General features: G+C 74.9%; 15 protein-coding genes and 1 pseudogene. 8 read left to right on the top strand and 8 right to left on the bottom strand.

From position 1 onward, the window contains the following. From KBX37_RS29500 to KBX37_RS29490, 3 genes and pseudogenes are all read right to left on the bottom strand, one after another. Positions 1-411: pseudogene (locus tag KBX37_RS29500) on the bottom strand (hypothetical protein); the annotation flags it as partial. 151 nt (positions 412-562) lie between these two features. After that, complete coding sequence (locus KBX37_RS29495) at positions 563-970, bottom strand: hypothetical protein (RefSeq protein WP_210779154.1); 408 nt, start codon at positions 968-970, stop codon at positions 563-565. 90 nt (positions 971-1060) lie between these two features. Continuing rightward, positions 1061-2242 (bottom strand): acyltransferase, encoded by a 1182-nt coding sequence (locus KBX37_RS29490; protein WP_210779153.1) that lies wholly within the window; start codon positions 2240-2242, stop codon positions 1061-1063. 302 nt (positions 2243-2544) lie between these two features. On the opposite strand from KBX37_RS29490, the gene KBX37_RS29485 reads away from it, so the two are divergent. From KBX37_RS29485 to pseI, 3 genes are all read left to right on the top strand, one after another. Then, positions 2545-3870, top strand: coding sequence for a polysaccharide pyruvyl transferase family protein (locus KBX37_RS29485; protein ID WP_210779152.1), 1326 nt, complete (start codon positions 2545-2547; stop codon positions 3868-3870). A gap of 89 nt (positions 3871-3959) precedes the next feature. Continuing rightward, entirely contained in the window at positions 3960-5102 is a 1143-nt protein-coding gene (locus KBX37_RS29480; protein WP_210779151.1) for a glycosyltransferase, read from the top strand. Positions 5103-5243: 141 nt separating this feature from the next. Then, positions 5244-6293, top strand: coding sequence for a pseudaminic acid synthase (gene pseI / locus KBX37_RS29475; RefSeq protein ID WP_210779150.1), 1050 nt, complete (start codon positions 5244-5246; stop codon positions 6291-6293). A gap of 416 nt (positions 6294-6709) precedes the next feature. Here pseI and KBX37_RS29470 read toward each other — a convergent pair whose 3' ends face one another. From KBX37_RS29470 to KBX37_RS29455, 4 genes are read right to left on the bottom strand one after another with little or no spacing between them, the layout of a single operon-like run. After that, complete coding sequence (locus KBX37_RS29470) at positions 6710-7147, bottom strand: hypothetical protein (RefSeq protein ID WP_307849260.1); 438 nt, start codon at positions 7145-7147, stop codon at positions 6710-6712. After that, positions 7131-7877 carry an SDR family NAD(P)-dependent oxidoreductase gene (locus KBX37_RS29465; RefSeq protein ID WP_210779149.1) on the bottom strand — a complete coding sequence of 249 codons (747 nt, stop codon included), beginning with the start codon at positions 7875-7877 and terminating at the stop codon, positions 7131-7133. The genes KBX37_RS29470 and KBX37_RS29465 overlap by 17 nt, the downstream gene beginning before the upstream one ends. Beyond that, positions 7870-9108, bottom strand: coding sequence for a class I adenylate-forming enzyme family protein (locus tag KBX37_RS29460; RefSeq protein WP_210779148.1), 1239 nt, complete (start codon positions 9106-9108; stop codon positions 7870-7872). Before KBX37_RS29460 ends, KBX37_RS29465 begins: the two co-directional genes overlap by 8 nt. Then, the gene (locus KBX37_RS29455) at positions 9105-9356 is read right to left on the bottom strand and encodes an acyl carrier protein (protein ID WP_170285331.1); all 252 of its coding nucleotides are present in this window, start codon (positions 9354-9356) and stop codon (positions 9105-9107) included. Before KBX37_RS29455 ends, KBX37_RS29460 begins: the two co-directional genes overlap by 4 nt. A gap of 89 nt (positions 9357-9445) precedes the next feature. On the opposite strand from KBX37_RS29455, the gene KBX37_RS29450 reads away from it, so the two are divergent. Then, positions 9446-9955, top strand: coding sequence for a GNAT family N-acetyltransferase (locus KBX37_RS29450; protein WP_210779147.1), 510 nt, complete (start codon positions 9446-9448; stop codon positions 9953-9955). 69 nt (positions 9956-10024) lie between these two features. Here KBX37_RS29450 and KBX37_RS29445 read toward each other — a convergent pair whose 3' ends face one another. Further along, positions 10025-11755, bottom strand: a complete 1731-nt coding sequence (locus tag KBX37_RS29445; RefSeq protein WP_210779146.1) for a hypothetical protein — start codon at positions 11753-11755, stop codon at positions 10025-10027. 432 nt (positions 11756-12187) lie between these two features. Between KBX37_RS29445 and pseB the strand changes: the two genes are divergently transcribed. The 4 genes from pseB to KBX37_RS29425 all read left to right on the top strand — a co-directional run. Then, the gene (gene pseB / locus KBX37_RS29440) at positions 12188-13171 is read left to right on the top strand and encodes a UDP-N-acetylglucosamine 4,6-dehydratase (inverting) (protein WP_210779145.1); all 984 of its coding nucleotides are present in this window, start codon (positions 12188-12190) and stop codon (positions 13169-13171) included. Positions 13172-13176: 5 nt separating this feature from the next. Then, positions 13177-14328, top strand: coding sequence for a DegT/DnrJ/EryC1/StrS aminotransferase family protein (locus KBX37_RS29435; protein ID WP_210779155.1), 1152 nt, complete (start codon positions 13177-13179; stop codon positions 14326-14328). 11 nt (positions 14329-14339) lie between these two features. Further along, positions 14340-15176: a hypothetical protein gene (locus KBX37_RS29430; RefSeq protein ID WP_210779144.1), complete on the top strand. Its 837-nt coding sequence runs from the start codon at positions 14340-14342 to the stop codon at positions 15174-15176. Then, positions 15173-16704: class I SAM-dependent methyltransferase (locus tag KBX37_RS29425; RefSeq protein WP_210779143.1), on the top strand; the 1532-nt coding region annotated here is incomplete at its 3' end. The genes KBX37_RS29430 and KBX37_RS29425, both read left to right, overlap by 4 nt.

Genomic DNA, 16704 nt, shown 5'->3' with positions numbered 1-16704 from the left:
CTGGTGCAGCCAGCGCTCCCGGCGCGCGTACTCGGCCGGCGTACGCGGGGTACGCGGGGCGGGCAGCGCGGCGGCGCCGGTGAACCGGCGGGCGGCGGTCTCCGCCTCGTCGTACGCCGTCCAGGCCCGGTCCACCTCCTCCTGGGCGGCCAGCCAGGCATCCCGCCGCCGGCGCGCGGTCTGGGCGGCGCCGGCCGCCGCGACGGCGACCTCCTCGGCGTACCGGCGCAGGTCCGCCAGCTCGGTCGCGGGGTCGGCGGCCGGGTCGACGACCGGCTCGTCGGGGGCCGGGTCCCGCTCGGGGCGGGCGACCAGCACGGTGAGCACGGTCAGGGCGAGCACGAGCAGGGCCGACCAGATGGCGGCGGCGGTCGGGACCTCGACGAGGAACTGGTAGAGGACGGTGTTCACGGTGGGCACCTCCCGGAAGCGGGATGCGGAAAGAGGAGTCCCACACCGGCCCGGGGAGCGACGGGGCGAGGCCGGGGCGGCGCCGCGTGCCGGGGGCGGGTGCGGTGGTGAGGTTCTCGGAGGCGCGGTCGCGGGTGGCCCCGCGTGGCGGTCAGCCGACCGGCGGGGCGCGGGGACCGGTCGCGCCGGCGGCCTGCCCGGTCAGGGGCAGCGGCGGCGCGGTGACCGGTTGGGCCGGCCGGCCGACGCGGTCGATCGAGGCGACCGGATCGAGCGGCGCGGCGGGCGGGGCGACGAATGCGCGGCCCGCGCTCTGGACGTCCCCGACGGCGAGCGTCACGGCGGAGACGGCGGCCGCACGGGCGGCGGACCCGTCGGGTACCGCCAGGTCGGCGAGGACCGGGGCGCCGGCCGGGCTGGGGGCAACGGAGAGCGCGCCGGCATCCGGCACGGCCGGACCGCCGAGGGAGAGCGCGACCGCCAGGGCGAGGCCGGTCAGCAGCCGGGAACTCCAGCGCGCCACCCACCACAGAGGACTGGTGAGCGCGACCGGGAGCACGGCACCACGCTACCGCCGATGCCGGGTGATCGCACCGTCGCCGGGCGTGTCGGCGCGGCGGACCGGGCGCCGGCCAGGGTGGACGTGGGGTCAGTGGGGGTCGCGCGGGCCCGCGTACTCGATGGGTCGGCCGGCCGGCGTGGGGCGCGGCGTCGGCGCCGCCTCCGCGTCCAGGGCGGACGGGGCGGGGCGGGGCCGGCGACGAGGCGCCAGGCGGCGCATCATCGGCGTCTCGACCCAGCGGTGCAGCAGGGCGGCCAGCACCAGGTTCACGGCCAGGAAGCCGAGCACCGCCAGCGGTCCCCACCAGCCGGGCAGCCCGACGCCGAGGTGGCCGGTGGCCCGCAGCACGGTGACCATCACCAGCACGTGCACCAGGTAGAAGGCGAAGGAAACCTCACCGAGCCAGACCATCCGGCGGTGCCGCCAGGGCGAGGGCAGACCGCGCACGTCGGCATCCGCCGCGGCGGTGATGACCAGGATGTACGCCACGGACAGGATCGCCGCCCAGAGTTCCGCCGGGATCCACTGCCCCGCCACCGCCCAGGTGACCACGAAGACGAGGCTGGCCAGCGGCAGGCCGGGCCCCCGCCAGCGGCCCCGCCGCATCAGCTCGGCGGCCGCCACGCCCAGCCAGAACTCCAGCGAGCGGACCACCGGGAAGATCTGGGTGAACCACCAGGTGCTCTCCTCCGGCACCAGCGCCTGCCCGGGCCAGAGGGCCACGATCAGCAGCGGCACCGCCGCCACCACCGCCCAGAGCAGGCCGGCGCGGGCCCGGCGCAGCGCCGGCAGCACCAGCGGCAGGCAGAGATAGAAGAACAGCTCGCAGGAGAGCGACCAGCTCACCGTGTTGATGCTGTAGAAGTAACCGGGCGTCGGGTCCCAGGCCTGCACGAGCAGGAGGCTCTCCAACGCGGCGCGGGGCACGATGGTGTCCGCGAACCACCACATCACCAACAGGGCCGCCACCCAGGTCAGCAGGTGGTTCGGGTAGATCTTGGCGAGCCGGCGCCGCCAGAAGTCGCGCCGCCTGTCCCCGTCGCGGGCCGACCAGACCAGCACGAACCCGCTGAGGATGAAGAAGAACTGCACCCCGGACAGGCCCAGGGTGAACACCCCGCCGACGACCGCCTGGTAGTCCGGTTCACCGACGATCCGCATGGTGCCCGCGTGGTAGCCGAAGACCAGCATCGCGGCCACCCAGCGCAGCCCGGTGAGCGAGGGCAGCCGGCTCGCCGTGGCCGTCGGTGCGCCCACCGCGCTCGTCATGCCGGGCACCCCGCCGTCGCCACGCTCACCCGCACGTACCTCTCCTCCCCCGGCCGCTCGCCGCCGCGACCGCGGCCCGGCGCCGGACGGCGGCACCGGTCGTGCCACCGTCCGGGCACCCTACCGGCTGGTGGGGCCGCCACGACCGGGCCGGGGGACGCGGACCCACCGGGAGATGTACGCGGGCTGCAGATTGCCCTAATATTCCCCGGACCCCCGCCGACGTCGTGCCCGGCGGCGGGCCGGCCGGCGTCCTCCCTCCGGGCCGCCCCGGCACGCGTGGACCACGAGATGGAGCGGCGATGCACCAGCGGATCCTGATGCGGGCGAAGAAGGGCCCGTTCGACGTCCGCTCCGCCGAGGAGGCCTTCGAGGGCGACTGGATCGGGGCCAACAACGGCAACCTCGTCTTCAGCCACGCCGCCCACAAGCTGCTCAGCACGACGACCGCCGAGATCACGCCGACCGAGTTCAAGGTCAACCCGCGCGACGCCGACGAGATCAACGAGCGGTACGACGTCTACGTCATGCCGCTGGCCAACGCCTTCCGGCGCAGCTACGCGCACCGCATCGAGCTGATGGCCCGGCTGGTCGAGCGACTGAAGATCCCGGTGGTCGTGCTCGGCGTCGGCGTGCAGACCGACGTCACCGGCGACCGGGAGTACCTGCGCCCGATCGACGCCGTGGTCAGCCGGTTCGTCCGGGCCGTGCTCGACCGCTCGCCCAACATCGGCGTACGCGGCGAGATCACCGAGAGCTACCTGCGCACCCTGGGCTTCTCGGCGGTCGACGTGATCGGCTGCCCGTCGATGTTCCTGCACGGCGACCGGCTGACGGTGGAGAAGACCACGCCGACGCTGGAGCGGGACGCCCGGGTGGCGCTGACCGTCTCCCCGTACGTCAAGTCGATGGCGAAGATCATCGCCGCGCACCACCGGCGCTACCCGAACCTGCGTTACCTGCCGCAGGACCTCACCACCCTCGGCACCCTGCTCTACGGCGACGCACCGGAGGACCGGGGCAAGACCAGCCCGATCCCGGTGCACACCTCCCACCCGCTGTTCGTCGAGGACAAGGTGCGGATGTTCGTGGACCCGTGGACCTGGATGGACTACCTCTCCGGGTTCGACTTCGCCTTCGGCACCCGCATCCACGGCACCATCACCGCGCTGGTCGCCGGGACCCCCGCCTACCTCTTCGCGCACGACTCGCGCACGCTGGAGCTGGCCCGGTACTTCGACATCCCGCACCGGACGATGAAGGAGGTGCCGGCCGACGTCGACGCCGCGCAGCTCTACGCCGAGGCGGACTACACCGCCCTGCACGCCGGCCACCGGGACCGCTACGAGCGGATGGCGGCGTTCCTGGCCGCGCACCGGCTCGGCAACGCGTTCGACGACGGGGACGCCACCGCCCGCTTCGACGAGCGGGTCCGCGCCACCAGCTTCCCGCCGGCCGTCCGGCCGGCCACCGCGACCTCCCCGGAGGCCCTGCTGGAGCGGATCCAGTGGCTGCGGGACCGCAACACCGCGCTGGACGGCCAGGTGCGGACGCTGGAGGAGCAGCGGCTGCGGGCCCGGGTCAGGCGGGCGGTCGGCGCGCCGGTACGGCGCATCCTGAGTCGTTAACCCGTCGCTCGGCGGCTGTTCAGTAACTCCATCTCCACCGGATACGTCAGGTTCCGGGGCCGTCCACCCGGGTGCACCAGGGTGGCGGCGTGGTCAACGAGCCGACGCGCGCCACCCCTCTGCTGAGCATCGTCGTGCCGGTCCACGGGGTGGAGGCGTACCTGTACCAGTGCCTCGAGTCGATCCGGGCGGACGTCCCGGCCGGCGAGCGGGGCACGGTCGAGCTGGTCGCCGTCGACGACGCCTCCCCGGACCGGTGCGGCGACATGCTGCGCTCGTACGCCGCCGGCCGGTCCGGGGTCCGCACCGTGCACCTGAGCAGCAACGTCGGGCTGGGCCCGGCCCGCAACGCCGGCCTGGCGGTGGCGACCGGCGACTACGTCTGGTTCGTCGACAGCGACGACTGGCTGCCGCCGGGCACCATCCCCGCGGTGCTGGACCGGCTGCGCGCGCACCGCCCCGACGTGCTGCTCCTGGACCACGTGCGGGTGCACGAGGGCGGGCGGCGGGAACTGGACGCCAGCAGTCCCCTGCTGCGTGGGGTGCCCGACGTGGTCCGGCTGGCCGACCGGCCGCAGCTGCTGCGGGTGCAGCACACCGCCTGGAACAAGGTGGTCCGCCGCGCCTTCATGGACGAGCTGGAGCTGCGCTTCCACCCCGGCTGGTACGAGGACATCCCGTTCAGCCACCCGCTGCTGATCGGCGCGGAGAAGATCTCGGTGCTGGACCGGGTCTGCTACCTCTACCGGCAGGGCCGGCAGGGCGCGATCACCTCCACCCGCAGCGGCCGGCACTTCGACGCCTTCGACCAGTACGACCGGCTGCTGGACTGGGTCGGGCGGCGGTACCCGGACGAGCGGCTACGGGCCGAGCTGTTCGGGCTGATGGTCAACCACATGCTGGTGGTGGTCGGCAACGACGACCGGCTGCACCCGCACCTGCGCCGGGAGTTCTTCCGCCGGGTGGCCGCCCAGTACCGTCGCCACCTGCCGGCGGGCGGCTACCCCCGCCCCGGCGGGGTGGCCGGGCTCAAGCACCGGCTGGTGGGCCGGGACAACTACCGCGCGTACGCGGCGCTGCGCCAGGCCCACCGGCTGGCCGGTCGGCTGCGCCGGCCCGCCACGCCCCCGGCCGGCGCCGCCGTCGCGTCGACGGGTGCGGACCGGGTCGCCGCCGACCCGGCGGAGCGGGCCGAGGCGACCGACGCGCTGGCCCGTCACGGCACGCCGTGACGGCGAGGGCCGACACTCGCGCCACCGACGCGTCCGGACCCAGTTGGGGCGGCACCCGGCGGCGAAGTTTTCCAGGTCGTCCCCGGACGACGAGACAGGGACCGCGCGCCTGCGCGGACGCACAGCGGACAGAGGTCGGGCATGACGACAGTGAAGATCGGGCCGCACGTGGTCGGCGCCGGGGAGCGGCCCTTCGTGGTCGCCGAGATGTCCGGCAACCACAACGGTGACCTGGGCCGGGCGCTGGCCATCGTGGACGCGGTCGCGGCCAGCGGGGCGCACGCGCTGAAGCTCCAGACGTACCGGCCGGACACGATCACCATCGACGTCGACACCCCGGCCTTCCGGATCTCCGGCGGGCACGAGCTGTGGGGCGGGCAGAACCTGTACCGGCTCTACGAGCGGGCGCACACGCCGTACGAGTGGCACGCGCCGATCTTCGCCCGGGCCCGCGAGCGGGGGCTGACCGTCTTCTCCTCGCCGTTCGACGCGACCGCCGTCGAGCTGCTGGAGGAGCTGGACGCACCGGCGTACAAGATCGCCTCGTCGGAGCTGGTCGACCTGCCACTGATCCGGCTGGTCGCCGGCACCGGCAAGCCGCTGGTGATCTCGACCGGGATGGCGACGGTGGCCGAGATCGACGCCGCGGTGCGGACCGCCCGGGACGGCGGGGCCGGCGGCATCGTGCTGCTGGCCTGCACCGCCTCCTACCCGGCCCCGCCGGAGGACAGCAACCTGCGCCGCATCCCGGTGCTCGCCGACGCGTTCGGCGTGCCGGTGGGGCTCTCCGACCACACCCCCGGCATCGGCGTGCCGGTCGCCTCGGTGGCGCTGGGCGCCTGCTTCATCGAGAAGCACGTGACGCTGGACCGCGCCGACGGCGGGGTGGACTCCGACTTCTCCCTCAACCCGGCCGAGCTGGCCGCGCTGGTGGTCGAGTCGGGGCGGGCGTACGCGGCGCTCGGCGGCACCGCGATCGGCCCCACCCCCGCCGAGCGGGAGGGGCTGCGGTTCCGCCGTTCGCTCTACGTGGTGACGGACGTGCGCGCCGGCGACCCGGTGACCGCCGACAACGTGCGGTCGATCCGGCCCGCGGGCGGGCTGCCGCCGGTGGAGATCGAGAAGGTGCTGGGCCGCGCCTTCGCCGTCGACGTCCCGCGCGGCACCCCGCTGAGCTGGGACCTCGTTTGAGCCGTCGCTGACCGACACCGGCTCCCGGCTTCCGGGGCCGGTGTCGCCGTCCGCCGGCCGGCAGGGGTGTCCTGGCTCCCTTTCGAGGTGATGTCGCAAACGACTCAGCCACCCGGGCCGCGGCCACGGCACAGGCGGCGTCGCGCGGCCCCTGGCATGGCCGCGCGGCCCGAGGCACCGCCGTGCGGCCAGAGGCACGGCCGTGCGGCCAGAGGCACGGCCGTGCGGCCAGAGGCACGGCCGTGCGGCCAGAGGCACGGCCGTGCGGCCAGAGGCACGGCCGTGCGGCGCGGCGCGAAAGGCACGGCCGCGCCAGCCGCAGCCGCAGCCACAGCCGCGCGCAAGGCACCGCAGCGCGGCGCGAGGCGCAGGCGGCGGCAGGCGCGAGGCGACCCAGTGCGGCGCGGGGCGGCTGGTCAGGGCGCGAAGGCGACCGTCACCACCACGTCGCCCAGGCGCAGGGTCCGCCACACCGCCCGGCTCTCCGGGGGTACGGCCAGCCCGTGCCGCCGCCACCAGGCGGCCACCGGCACGTCGGCCAGCTTGCAGAGGCTCTCCGCCCGGGTCCAGCGGGCCCAGAAGTCCGCCCGCCCGAACCGGTGCGCCAGGGCGGGCGGGACGTCCGCGTCGGCCCGTTCGGCGTCCACCGCGACCCGCCAGCCCGGGGTCGCCGGGCCGTACCAGCCCACGCAGCGCCCGTCGTCCAGGTGGCTGCGGGTGACGGCGTACCCCAGGTCGGCCGGCGGGCCCACCCGCAGGTGCCGTTCGGCGGCGCCGAGCAGGGCCGGCACCGGCCGGGGCGCGCGGGCGGCGGGCCCCGGCCGGGACAGGGCGGCGTCAGACGGAGGCCGCACCGTCCACCACGATCACCTGGCCGTTGATGTTGGTCTGCTCGCGCAGCAGCATCCGCACCACCGGCACGACCTCCTCCGGCTCGGTGAGGTGGCCGGTGGGGGTGCGCCGGACGATCTGGTCGAGCTGGGTGCTGCCCAGCACGGCGGACATCTCCGAGGCGAAGAAGCCGGGCGCCACCGAGTTGACCAGCATCCGGCCGCCCAGCTCCCGGGCCAGCGAGCGGGTGGCGGCGTCCATGCCGCCCTTGGTGGCCGAGTACGCCACCAGCCCCGGGAAGCCGCGCTGCGCGCAGATCGAGGTGATGTTGACGATCCGCCCGCGCAGCCCCTTGCCCAGCATTCGCCGGATCACCAGGCGGGTGAGCTGCAACGGCGCGGTCAGGTTGGTCTCGATGATCCGGGCGATGTCGCCGGTGGAGGTGTGCACGTGCAGCGAGTCCTGCCCGACGGCGGCGTTGTTGACGACGCCGTCGATCGGGCCGAGCCGCTCCTCCACCTCCCGCACGAAGGCCTGGGTCGCGGCCGGGTCGGTGACGTCGACCGCGCCGACGTGCATTCGGTCGGGATGCTCGGCGGCCAGCTTCTCCAGCTCCGGCGTGACGGTACGGGCGAAGGCCGCCACCCGTACGCCGGCGTCGAGCAGGTCGGTGACGATGGCCAGGCCCAGCCCCCGGGAACCGCCGGAGACGAGGACCACGGTGCTGGGCGGGACGAGCGGGGAGTCAGACATCGCTCTTCAACGTCTCCTTGACGGGGATCTCGGTGAACATCCGGATGCGGCGCGGCACCGCGTAGTCGGGGAGCCGGTCGGCGCACCAGCGCACCAGCGTGGCCTCGTCCAGCGGGTCGCCGGACGGTGTCGGCACCACCTCGGCGACGACCATCCGGCCGAGCACCGGGGCGCGCCGGCCGGTGACCCGCGCCCAGGCCACCCGGGGGTGGGCGGTGAGCACGCCGCGGACCAGCCCGGCGGAGACCTTGCTGCCGCCGACGTTGATCTCGTCGGAGTCGAGCCGGCCGGTGATCAGCACCCGGTCGACAACCACCTGCACCCGGTCGCCGGTGCGCACCGGCCCGTCGAGCCCGACCCCGTGGTACGGCGAGCTGACCACCAACTCCTCGCCGTCGACCGAGAGCCGGGGCCGGCCGGGCACCTCCCGGTCCAGCCACTCGACCGGGAACCCGGCGCGGCCGTCGTGCACCACGATGGACGCGCCGACCTCGGAGGAGGCGTAGATCCAGGAGATCCGGGCGGTCGGGAAGACCGCGCGGAGCTGGTCGAGGACGGCCTGGTCGACCGGCTCCCCGCCGAGGGTGAGCTGGCGCAGCGGCACCCGGGCCAGCGCCGCGCCGTCGCGGTGCAGGGTGCGCCGCCAGAAGGTCGGGGTGCCGGAGGCGGCGTCCACGCCGTGCGCGGCGGCGACGGCCGGCCACTCGTCCAGCTCGTCCGGGTCGACCACCACGAGGTGCTGCCCGGGCTGGGTCAGCGACAGCGTCACCACCTGCCACCAGGCGTACGTGCCGGGGGCGTACGGGCAGAGCCAGGTCCGCTCCGGCTGGGCGCCCCGGACGGTGGTCAGCGAGTCCAGGGTGTGCCCGACCCGCTTGGGCCGCCCGGTGGAGCCGGAGGTGAGCAGCCAGAGCCGGCCGGGCTCGGCGGGGCGGGGCCGGGTGGGCGGTACGGTCACCGGCCCGGCGGCGTCCAGGGTGGTCAGCGCGAAGCCGGCCGCGCGCAGCTCGTCCCGCATCGCCGGGTCGACCCGGTGCGCGGTGCTCAGCAGCAGCTCGGTGCCGTGCTCGGCGTGCCGCCGGGCGGCGGTCAGCGCGTCGGCGGAGCCGGCGGCGAGGACGGCGGCGGGCGACGGCAGCACCGGCGCGGGCAGCGCCCGCCAGGTGCGCGCGGTGCCCCCGAGGACGACCCGGTTGTCCAGGCCGGCCGGGGTGGAGGTCGGGACGGTCACTGCCGCTGGAGCGTGCCGAGGAAGTCGAGGACGTCGCCGACGGTGGCGATCCGGCGCAGGCCGGGGGCGTCGAAGTTGAGCTCCTCCCCCGTCTCGTCCTCGACCCGCAGGGCCAGCTCGGAGAAGTCCAGCGACCGGAAGCCGATCTCCCGCAGGTCGGCGGCGTCGTCGTCCGGGAGCACCTTGCCCTGGTTGGCGAGCACCTGCGCCATGAGGTCGCGGATCTGCGCGCGACTCAATTCGTTCATGCGGCGGAGTGTACAGCCCGGGAATTGACCTCACCATTTCCCGGGTAGGGTTCCCGAGGCCCGCAAAAATCGAACGGAAAGAGGTCGGCGTGCTGCGTGAGGCGACCGAGGACGACGTTAACCTGATGTTGTCCTGGCGTAATCAGGAAACCAACCGGCAGGTCAGCAAGAACAGTCACGAGATCACCGCCGAGGAGCACGCCGCGTGGTGGTCGCGGGTGCGCACCGACCCCACCCGCCGGGTGCTGGTGTACCTCCGCGACGGCCGGCCCTGCGGCGTGGTGACCTTCTTCGACCTGCGCCTCGACGGTCCGCGTACCGGTTCCTGGGGCTTCCACCTGGACGCCGAGGGGCTGGCGGAGCGGGGCGAGACGCTGCCCGCCTGGCTGGAGGTGATGCGGGCGGCGGTGGACCACGCCTTCGACGAGCTGCGGCTCGACCGGCTCGACGGCGAGGTGCTCGCCGACAACACGGTGGTCCGCCGGATGAACCGCCGCTTCCGGTTCGTCGAGGGCATCCCCGAAAAGCAGGTGCACGACGGCCGGGAAATCACCGTCGTCCCCGTTTCGCTGGATCGGGAGAATCGTCGACGGCGCTGATGTCGACAATTGTCCGTCGCGCATTAACCGGCCGGCCATTCCCCGTTCATCGACGTGGGGGAAGAATCGTCAGCCGCGCCGCCAGGCCGCCCAGTGCTGGCCCGGATTGCCGCCGAGGCGGACGAAGTCGTAGCGGGTGCCGTCCCAGTCATCCGGGGCGCCGGGCGCCCAGCGGGCGAAGACCACGTCGGCGGCGGCCGGCGGCCGGTCGCTGAACCACCGCACGTCGCTCCAGGTCACCTGGTGACTCAGGTTGAACCGCAGGATGTAGTGCACGCCCACGGAGGCGTAGACCCGCTCGCCGGGCCGTACCCCGAGGTCGGCGACGCGCGGGGTCGGCGCGGTCGCCGCCACCATCGGCCGGACCAGCCGGTCGGTGATCACCTGCATGGTGCCGAGGTTCACCACGACCAGCGCGGCGAGCACCGGCACCCGCAGCCTCGGCACCCGGACCGCGGCGACCAGCAGCAGGCAGGCCACCACGCCCACCGCCGCACCGGTGAACGGGCGGAACTCGCGCCAGCCGCCGGTCAGCGCCATCAGGTCGGGGGCGCCGAAGCCGCCGTAGCGCAGCTCGTGCCCCCGGCTCGCCACGTAGGCGAGCCGGGCGGCGATCAGCGCCGCGCCCCCCACCAGCAGCGCGACCGCGACGGCCGCCCGGGCCAGCAGCACCCGGTACGCCACGGTGAGCAGCACCCCCACCCCGACCAGCAGCCAGAACGGGGCCAGCATCTGCACGTACCGGCCGTAGATGGCGTCCAGCGGCTTGGTGGTGATGCCGGCCAGGATCACCGACGCGCCGCCGGCCACGCCGACGCTGGTCACCAGGGCGACGCCGAGCGTCCAGCGGACGGCCGGGTCGCCGCCGCGCCGGCGCAGCTCGCGCACCGCGGCGGCCCAGGCGATCCCGGTCGTCCCGAAGGTGATCACCACCAGGTACCAGAGCTGCGTGGCGACGGCCGCCCCCAGTCGCAGCAGCCCCTGGCCGGAGGCGACGGCCCGGACGGTGCCGCCGCCGGGCGGGTTGCCCAGCAGGTAGACCCGGTCGCCGAGCAGCCGGATGCCGACGGCGTTCACCAGGGCCAGGGCCAGCACCGGCAGCACCGCGGCCAGCGCCTGCCGGAGGGTGGCCCGGCGGCGGACCAGCAGCAGCAGGATCAGACCGGCGTGCACCGCCACGATCACCAGGCCCCTGGAGTGCAGCAGGTGGAACGCGCCGACCAGCGTGCCCACCGTCGCGGCGGCCAGCGCCCCCGGCCGGGCGACCCACCGGTGCACGGCCAGCAACCAGGCCAGCACCAGCGGCGCCAGCACCGCGTCGATCATCGCCACCTCGGCGTAGAAGGCGGTGGCCGGCAGGGTCGCGGCCACCGCGGCGACGACCAGGGCGTACGACCGGCGCAGCGTGAGCAGCCGACGGGCCAGCAGGTACGCCAGCGGCAGCACGGTGGCGTTGACCGCCGCGTTGATCAGCTGCACCAGGCGGTAGCTGTCGGTGAAGTCCCGCTCGCCGAGGAACGCCGGGGAGATCAGCATCGGGTAGCCGACCCGACGCAGCGGGCCGTTCTCGCTGCTGAAGCCGCCCGGCCCGCCGGCCAGCGCCCGGGCGGTGTTGAGGTAGCTGTCCTCGTCGGTGTGCGCGATCGGCAGGGTGACGTGCCGGGCGAGCCACATCCGCCAGGCCACCCCGGCGAGCCAGCCCAGGACCAGCAGCGCCGGCACCAGCCAGCGCCGCCGGGCCGGCGCCGCCGCCTTGGCCGGGGCAGTTGCCCGTTCCCGTACCTCGGTACCGGACGCCATCGTCGCCTCCTGCTCGCTGGGTGGCCCTCGGCGACCGTCGGTCGGCAGGGGTCGGTGTCTGGTGTCGCGCCCGCCACTGGCCGGATCTTGGACACTTGCCGTTCCGCTCGAACGGAAACGGTCCAAGATCTCCAGCCCGCTGGCCGCAAGGCGGGCGGGGCGCCGTCGATCCGAGGCGCCGGAACGGTAGGGGCGGCCGACGGTCGGGAGCCGCCGGGGGCCGCGCGGCCACTGTAGCCACGACCGATCCCGCAGGTCAGCCGCGCGAGCCGGTCGGCGCAAGTGTTCGCCTGCCGGGTGTCCGGCATTCACGGGACCAGCGCGGTCGGTTCACCCGGGCGCGTCGGGGTGTTAACCCGCCGTGGCTACCGTCCGTCCGGTCGCGTGGCCCCCGGCCGCCGGCGCACAACCTGCGATCATGGGAGCACCACATTGAGCGAGCTGACGGGATCCTCCATCCTGGTCACCGGCGGCACCGGTTCCTTCGGTAGGACCTTCCTCCGGCACATCCTGGCCGAGGCCGACCCGGCCCGAGTGGTGGTCTTCTCTCGCGACGAGCTGAAGCAGTACGAGCTGCGCCAGCAGCTCGGCGACGACCCGCGGCTGCGCTGGTTCATCGGCGACATCCGGGACCGGCACCGGCTCACCCGGGCCATGCACGGCGTCGACCACGTCGTGCACGCGGCGGCGCTGAAGCAGGTGGACACCGCCGAGTACAACCCGTCGGAGTTCATCGCCACCAACATCACCGGCTCCCAGCACGTGGTGGACGCCGCGATCGAGGCCGGCGTCAGGAAGGTCATCGCCCTCTCCACCGACAAGGCGTCCAGCCCGATCAACCTGTACGGCGCCACCAAGCTGGTCGGCGACAAGCTCTTCGTCTCCGCCAACCACTACGCCGCCCAGCACCCCACCCGCTTCGCGGTGGTCCGCTACGGCAACGTGGTGGGCAGCCGCGGGTCGGTGGTGCCGCTGTTCCGCCGGCTGGCCGCCGAGGGCAAGAGCCTGCCGATCACCGACAAGCGGATGACCCGGTTCTGGATCACCCTCGACCAGGCCGTCCAGTTCGTCATGGACAGCTTCGACCAGATGCAGGGCGGCGAGCTGTTCGTGCCGCGCATCCCCAGCATGCGCATCCTCGACCTGGTCGAGGCGGTGGCCCCGGACGCCACCACCCACGAGATCGGCATCCGGCCGGGCGAGAAGCTGCACGAGGAGATGATCGCCCCGGACGACAGCCGGCGGACGCTGCGTGCCAAGGACCGGTTCATCGTCCAGCCCACCATCGCCACCTGGGGCTACCAGCCGCCGGTCGGTTGCGAGCCGGTGCCGGACGGGTTCGCGTACCAGTCGGACACCAACGACGAGTGGCTGAGCGTCGAGCAGCTGCGCGACATGCTCGGCCTCGGCGCGTGACGGCGATGCTGCCGTACGGGCGGCAGTCGCTCACCGCCGACGACGTCACCGCCGTGGTGGCCGCGCTGCGCAGCGACTGGCTCACCACCGGCCCGCAGGTCGACGCCTTCGAGACCGACCTGGCGAGCTGGACCGGCGGGGTCGGCTGCGCGGCGGTCTCCAACGGCACCGCCGCGCTGCACGTCGGGTACGCGGCGGCCGGGGTGGGCCCCGGCGACGAGGTGGTGGTGCCGCCGATGACGTTCGTCGCCACCGCCAGCAGCGCGGTGGCGCTCGGCGCGAAGGTGGTCTTCGCCGACGTCGAGGAGGAGACCTTCACCCTCGACCCGGCCGCGGCGGCCGCCGCGACGACCTCGCGTACCCGGGTGGTCTCCGCCGTCGACTACGCCGGCCACCCGGCCGACTACGACGCCCTGCGCGGCGCCCTCGCCGGCAGCGACGCGCTCCTGCTGGCCGACGCGGCGCACTCCATCGGCGCCACCTACCGGGGCCGGCCGGTCGGCTCGCTGGCCGACCTGACCACCTTCTCGTTCTTCCCCACCAAGAACCTGACCACGGCCGAGGGCGGCGCAGTCGCCGCGCTCGACGCGGAGCTGCTGACCCGGGCCCGCCGGTTCCGCAACATCGGGCTGGTCCGCGAGCGGGACGCGCTGCGCTGGCCGGACGAGGGCGGCTGGCACCAGGAGGTGCACGAGTTCGGCCTGAACTACCGGCTGCCCGACGTGCTCTGCGCGCTGGGCCGCAGCCAGTTGCGCCGGCTCGGCGACTTCCTCGCCGCCCGGGACCGGCTGGTCGCCCGGTACGACGAGGCGCTGGCCGACCTGGACGGCGTGCTGCCCCCCGGCCGCCGCTCGTGGGCCGCCCCGGCCTGGCACCTCTACCCGATCCGGGTGCTCGACGGCCGCCGCCGTGAGGTGTACGACCGGATGCGGTCCGCCGGCATCGGCGTCCAGGTCAACTACCTGCCCGCGCACTGGCACCCGGCCTTCGCCGACCTCGGTTACCGGCGCGGATCCTGCCCGGTGGCCGAGTCGTTCTACGAGCAGCAGCTGTCGTTGCCGCTCTTCCCGACCCTGACCGACGCCGACCAGGATCGCGTGGTCGACGCGCTGGGCGCGGCGCTGCGGGGCGGCACGGCCCGTCCCGCCGCCGCCTGACGGGGGAACCGATGCACCACGCGAACCACTTCTACGGCCACGCGCACGTGCTGGCCCGCTACTGCGGGCTGGGCGACGGGCACCCGCCCCGGATCAACGGGTACGTCCAGCACGGCTGGAACATCGGCGACGGGCTGGCTCCCGGCCACCCGTACGCCGAGTTCACCCCCAGTCTGCTCTGGTCCGAGCAGACCCGCCGGCGGGCCTGGTCGGTGGGGCGGCGCAACGTGGTCACCGTCGGCGCGCCGTTCACCTACCTGCTGTCGCTGCGCCCGCAGGACCCGCCGGAGGCGCAGCGGGCGGGCACCATCTGGTACCCGTTCCACGGCTGGGAGGGCCAGCACGTCAAGGGCGACCACAAGGAGCTGATCGCCCGGATCCGGGCCACCGAACCCGGCCCGGTCACGGTCTGCCTCTACTGGCACGAGTACGGCATGCGCCGGGTGCGCCGGCTCTACGAGAACGCCGGCTTCCGGGTCATCTGCCACGGCTACCGCGGCCACTGGTGGAAGGACACCGATCCGCTCTTCCTCGACAAGCAGCTCACCGAGCTGCGCCGGCACAAGCGAGTCGCCTCCAACCGGCTGACCAGCGCGATCTTCTACGGCATCGCCGCCGGCTGCGAACCCGCCGTCTACGGCGACCCGATGATCCTCGCCGCCGAGGACCCGACCTTCGGCGGCACCGCCCGGATCCGCCGGCAGTGGCCGGAGCTGCACGGCGAGTCCGTCGACCTGCCGACCGCCGTCGAGATCGCCCGCGTCGAGCTGGGCACCGACCACCGCTGTACGCCCGCCGAGCTGCGCGAGCTGCTCGGGTGGGCGAACCTCCAGGAGGAGAAGAGTTGACCACTGAGACGGCGGCCCGGATCGCGCTGCCCGGCGGGGAGATGCTGGCCTGGTCCGACCTGCCGGAGGAGCGGCTGCCCGACGGCGGGCCGGTCGCCGCGCTGGTCGCCCGGGTCGTACCGGCGGGGGCGCGGGTGCTGCTGGCCGGGCCGCACGACCCGGCGCTGCTGACCCGGCTGGCGCACGCGGAGGTCACCTGCCTGCTGCGCAGCCACCCGGACGGGGTGGCGCTGGCCGAGCGGGGCGCCCGGGTGGTGGTGGGCGGCCCGTCCGGCCTGCCCGCCGGCGAGACCTTCGACGTGGTGGTGGCCGCCGCCGGGCTGGACGCCGTGGAGTCGGTGGAGGGCCCCCGGCTGGGCTGGGACGGCGTGCTGGACCGGCTGGCGCGGGCGCTGCGCCCGGGCGGGACGCTGCTGCTGCGGCTGGACAACCCGCTCGGCGTGCACCGGCTGGTCGCCACCGCCCCCTGGTACGCCGACCGCGCCGACTCCGCCTGGACGATCGGCGGGGTGCTCGACACCGACCGGCCGGCCAACCCGGAGCAGTTGCGCGACCGGCTCACCGGGGCGGGACTGCGGCCGGCGGCCTGCTTCGCGGCGTACCCCGATCCGAGCACGCCGACGGCGCTGGTGGCCGCCGACGAGCTGGACCGGCGGACCACGTCGGGGCTGTTCGACGCGGTGCTGCACGGCGCCTGCGCGGGCGGCGCGGCCACCGTGCTCCAGGACCCGGCCCGGCTGGCCGTCGACGCGCTGCACGCGGGCCTCGGCTCGGCGCTGGCGCCGGGCTGGCTGCTGCTCGCCCGCCGCCCCGGCGACCCGGACAACGGGCCGGTCGACCCATCAGCGGACGCGCTGCCCGTGGCGCTGGTGCAGACCGGGCCGCCGGGGATCGGCGTGGTCGAGGTGGTCGACGGGCCGGACGGCTGGCGGTGGCGGGTGGGCGGCCGGGTCAGCCGGCCGGCGCCGGCCCCGTTCGCCACCCGCGAGGCGGCCTACCGGGACGCGGGCGCGCTGGACGGGCCGGTGCCCGAGGGGCGGCTGCTGCGCACCCTGCTGCTCGACGCCTGCCTGCGTCGCGACCTGGACACCCTGCGCCGGCTGCTGCGCGGGTACGCGTCCTGGCTCGCCGCGGGCGCCGACTCCGACGGCCGGCTGGGCGGCGCGGTGGCCCTCGCCGGCACGGACAACGTGGTGGTGGCCGGCGACGAGCACGCGGTGCTGGACCCGAGTTGGCGGGCCGCCGCGCCGATGGACGTGGACGTGGTGCTCGCCCGGAGCCTGTGGCGGTTCGCCGCCGCGCTGCTCACCGGCGGGTACGCCCACCCCTGGCCGTCCACCCTGGACGTCGCCGGCCTGACCGTGGTGCTCGGCGGCCTCGCCGGCCGGGAGCTGGACCGGCGCACCGTCGACGCGGCGATCGAGGCGGAGGCGGCGGTCTCCGCGGCGCTGCGCGGCCTCGACGCCGACGGGCGGGTCCGCCTCGCCACCGAGCTGCGCGCGGTCGAGCCGACCGACCCGCCCGTCGG

The organism is Micromonospora sp. U56 (genome assembly GCF_018070095.1).
Taxonomy (GTDB): domain Bacteria; phylum Actinomycetota; class Actinomycetes; order Mycobacteriales; family Micromonosporaceae; genus Micromonospora; species Micromonospora purpureochromogenes.
This window is presented reverse-complemented; position numbering and strand designations above follow the sequence as displayed.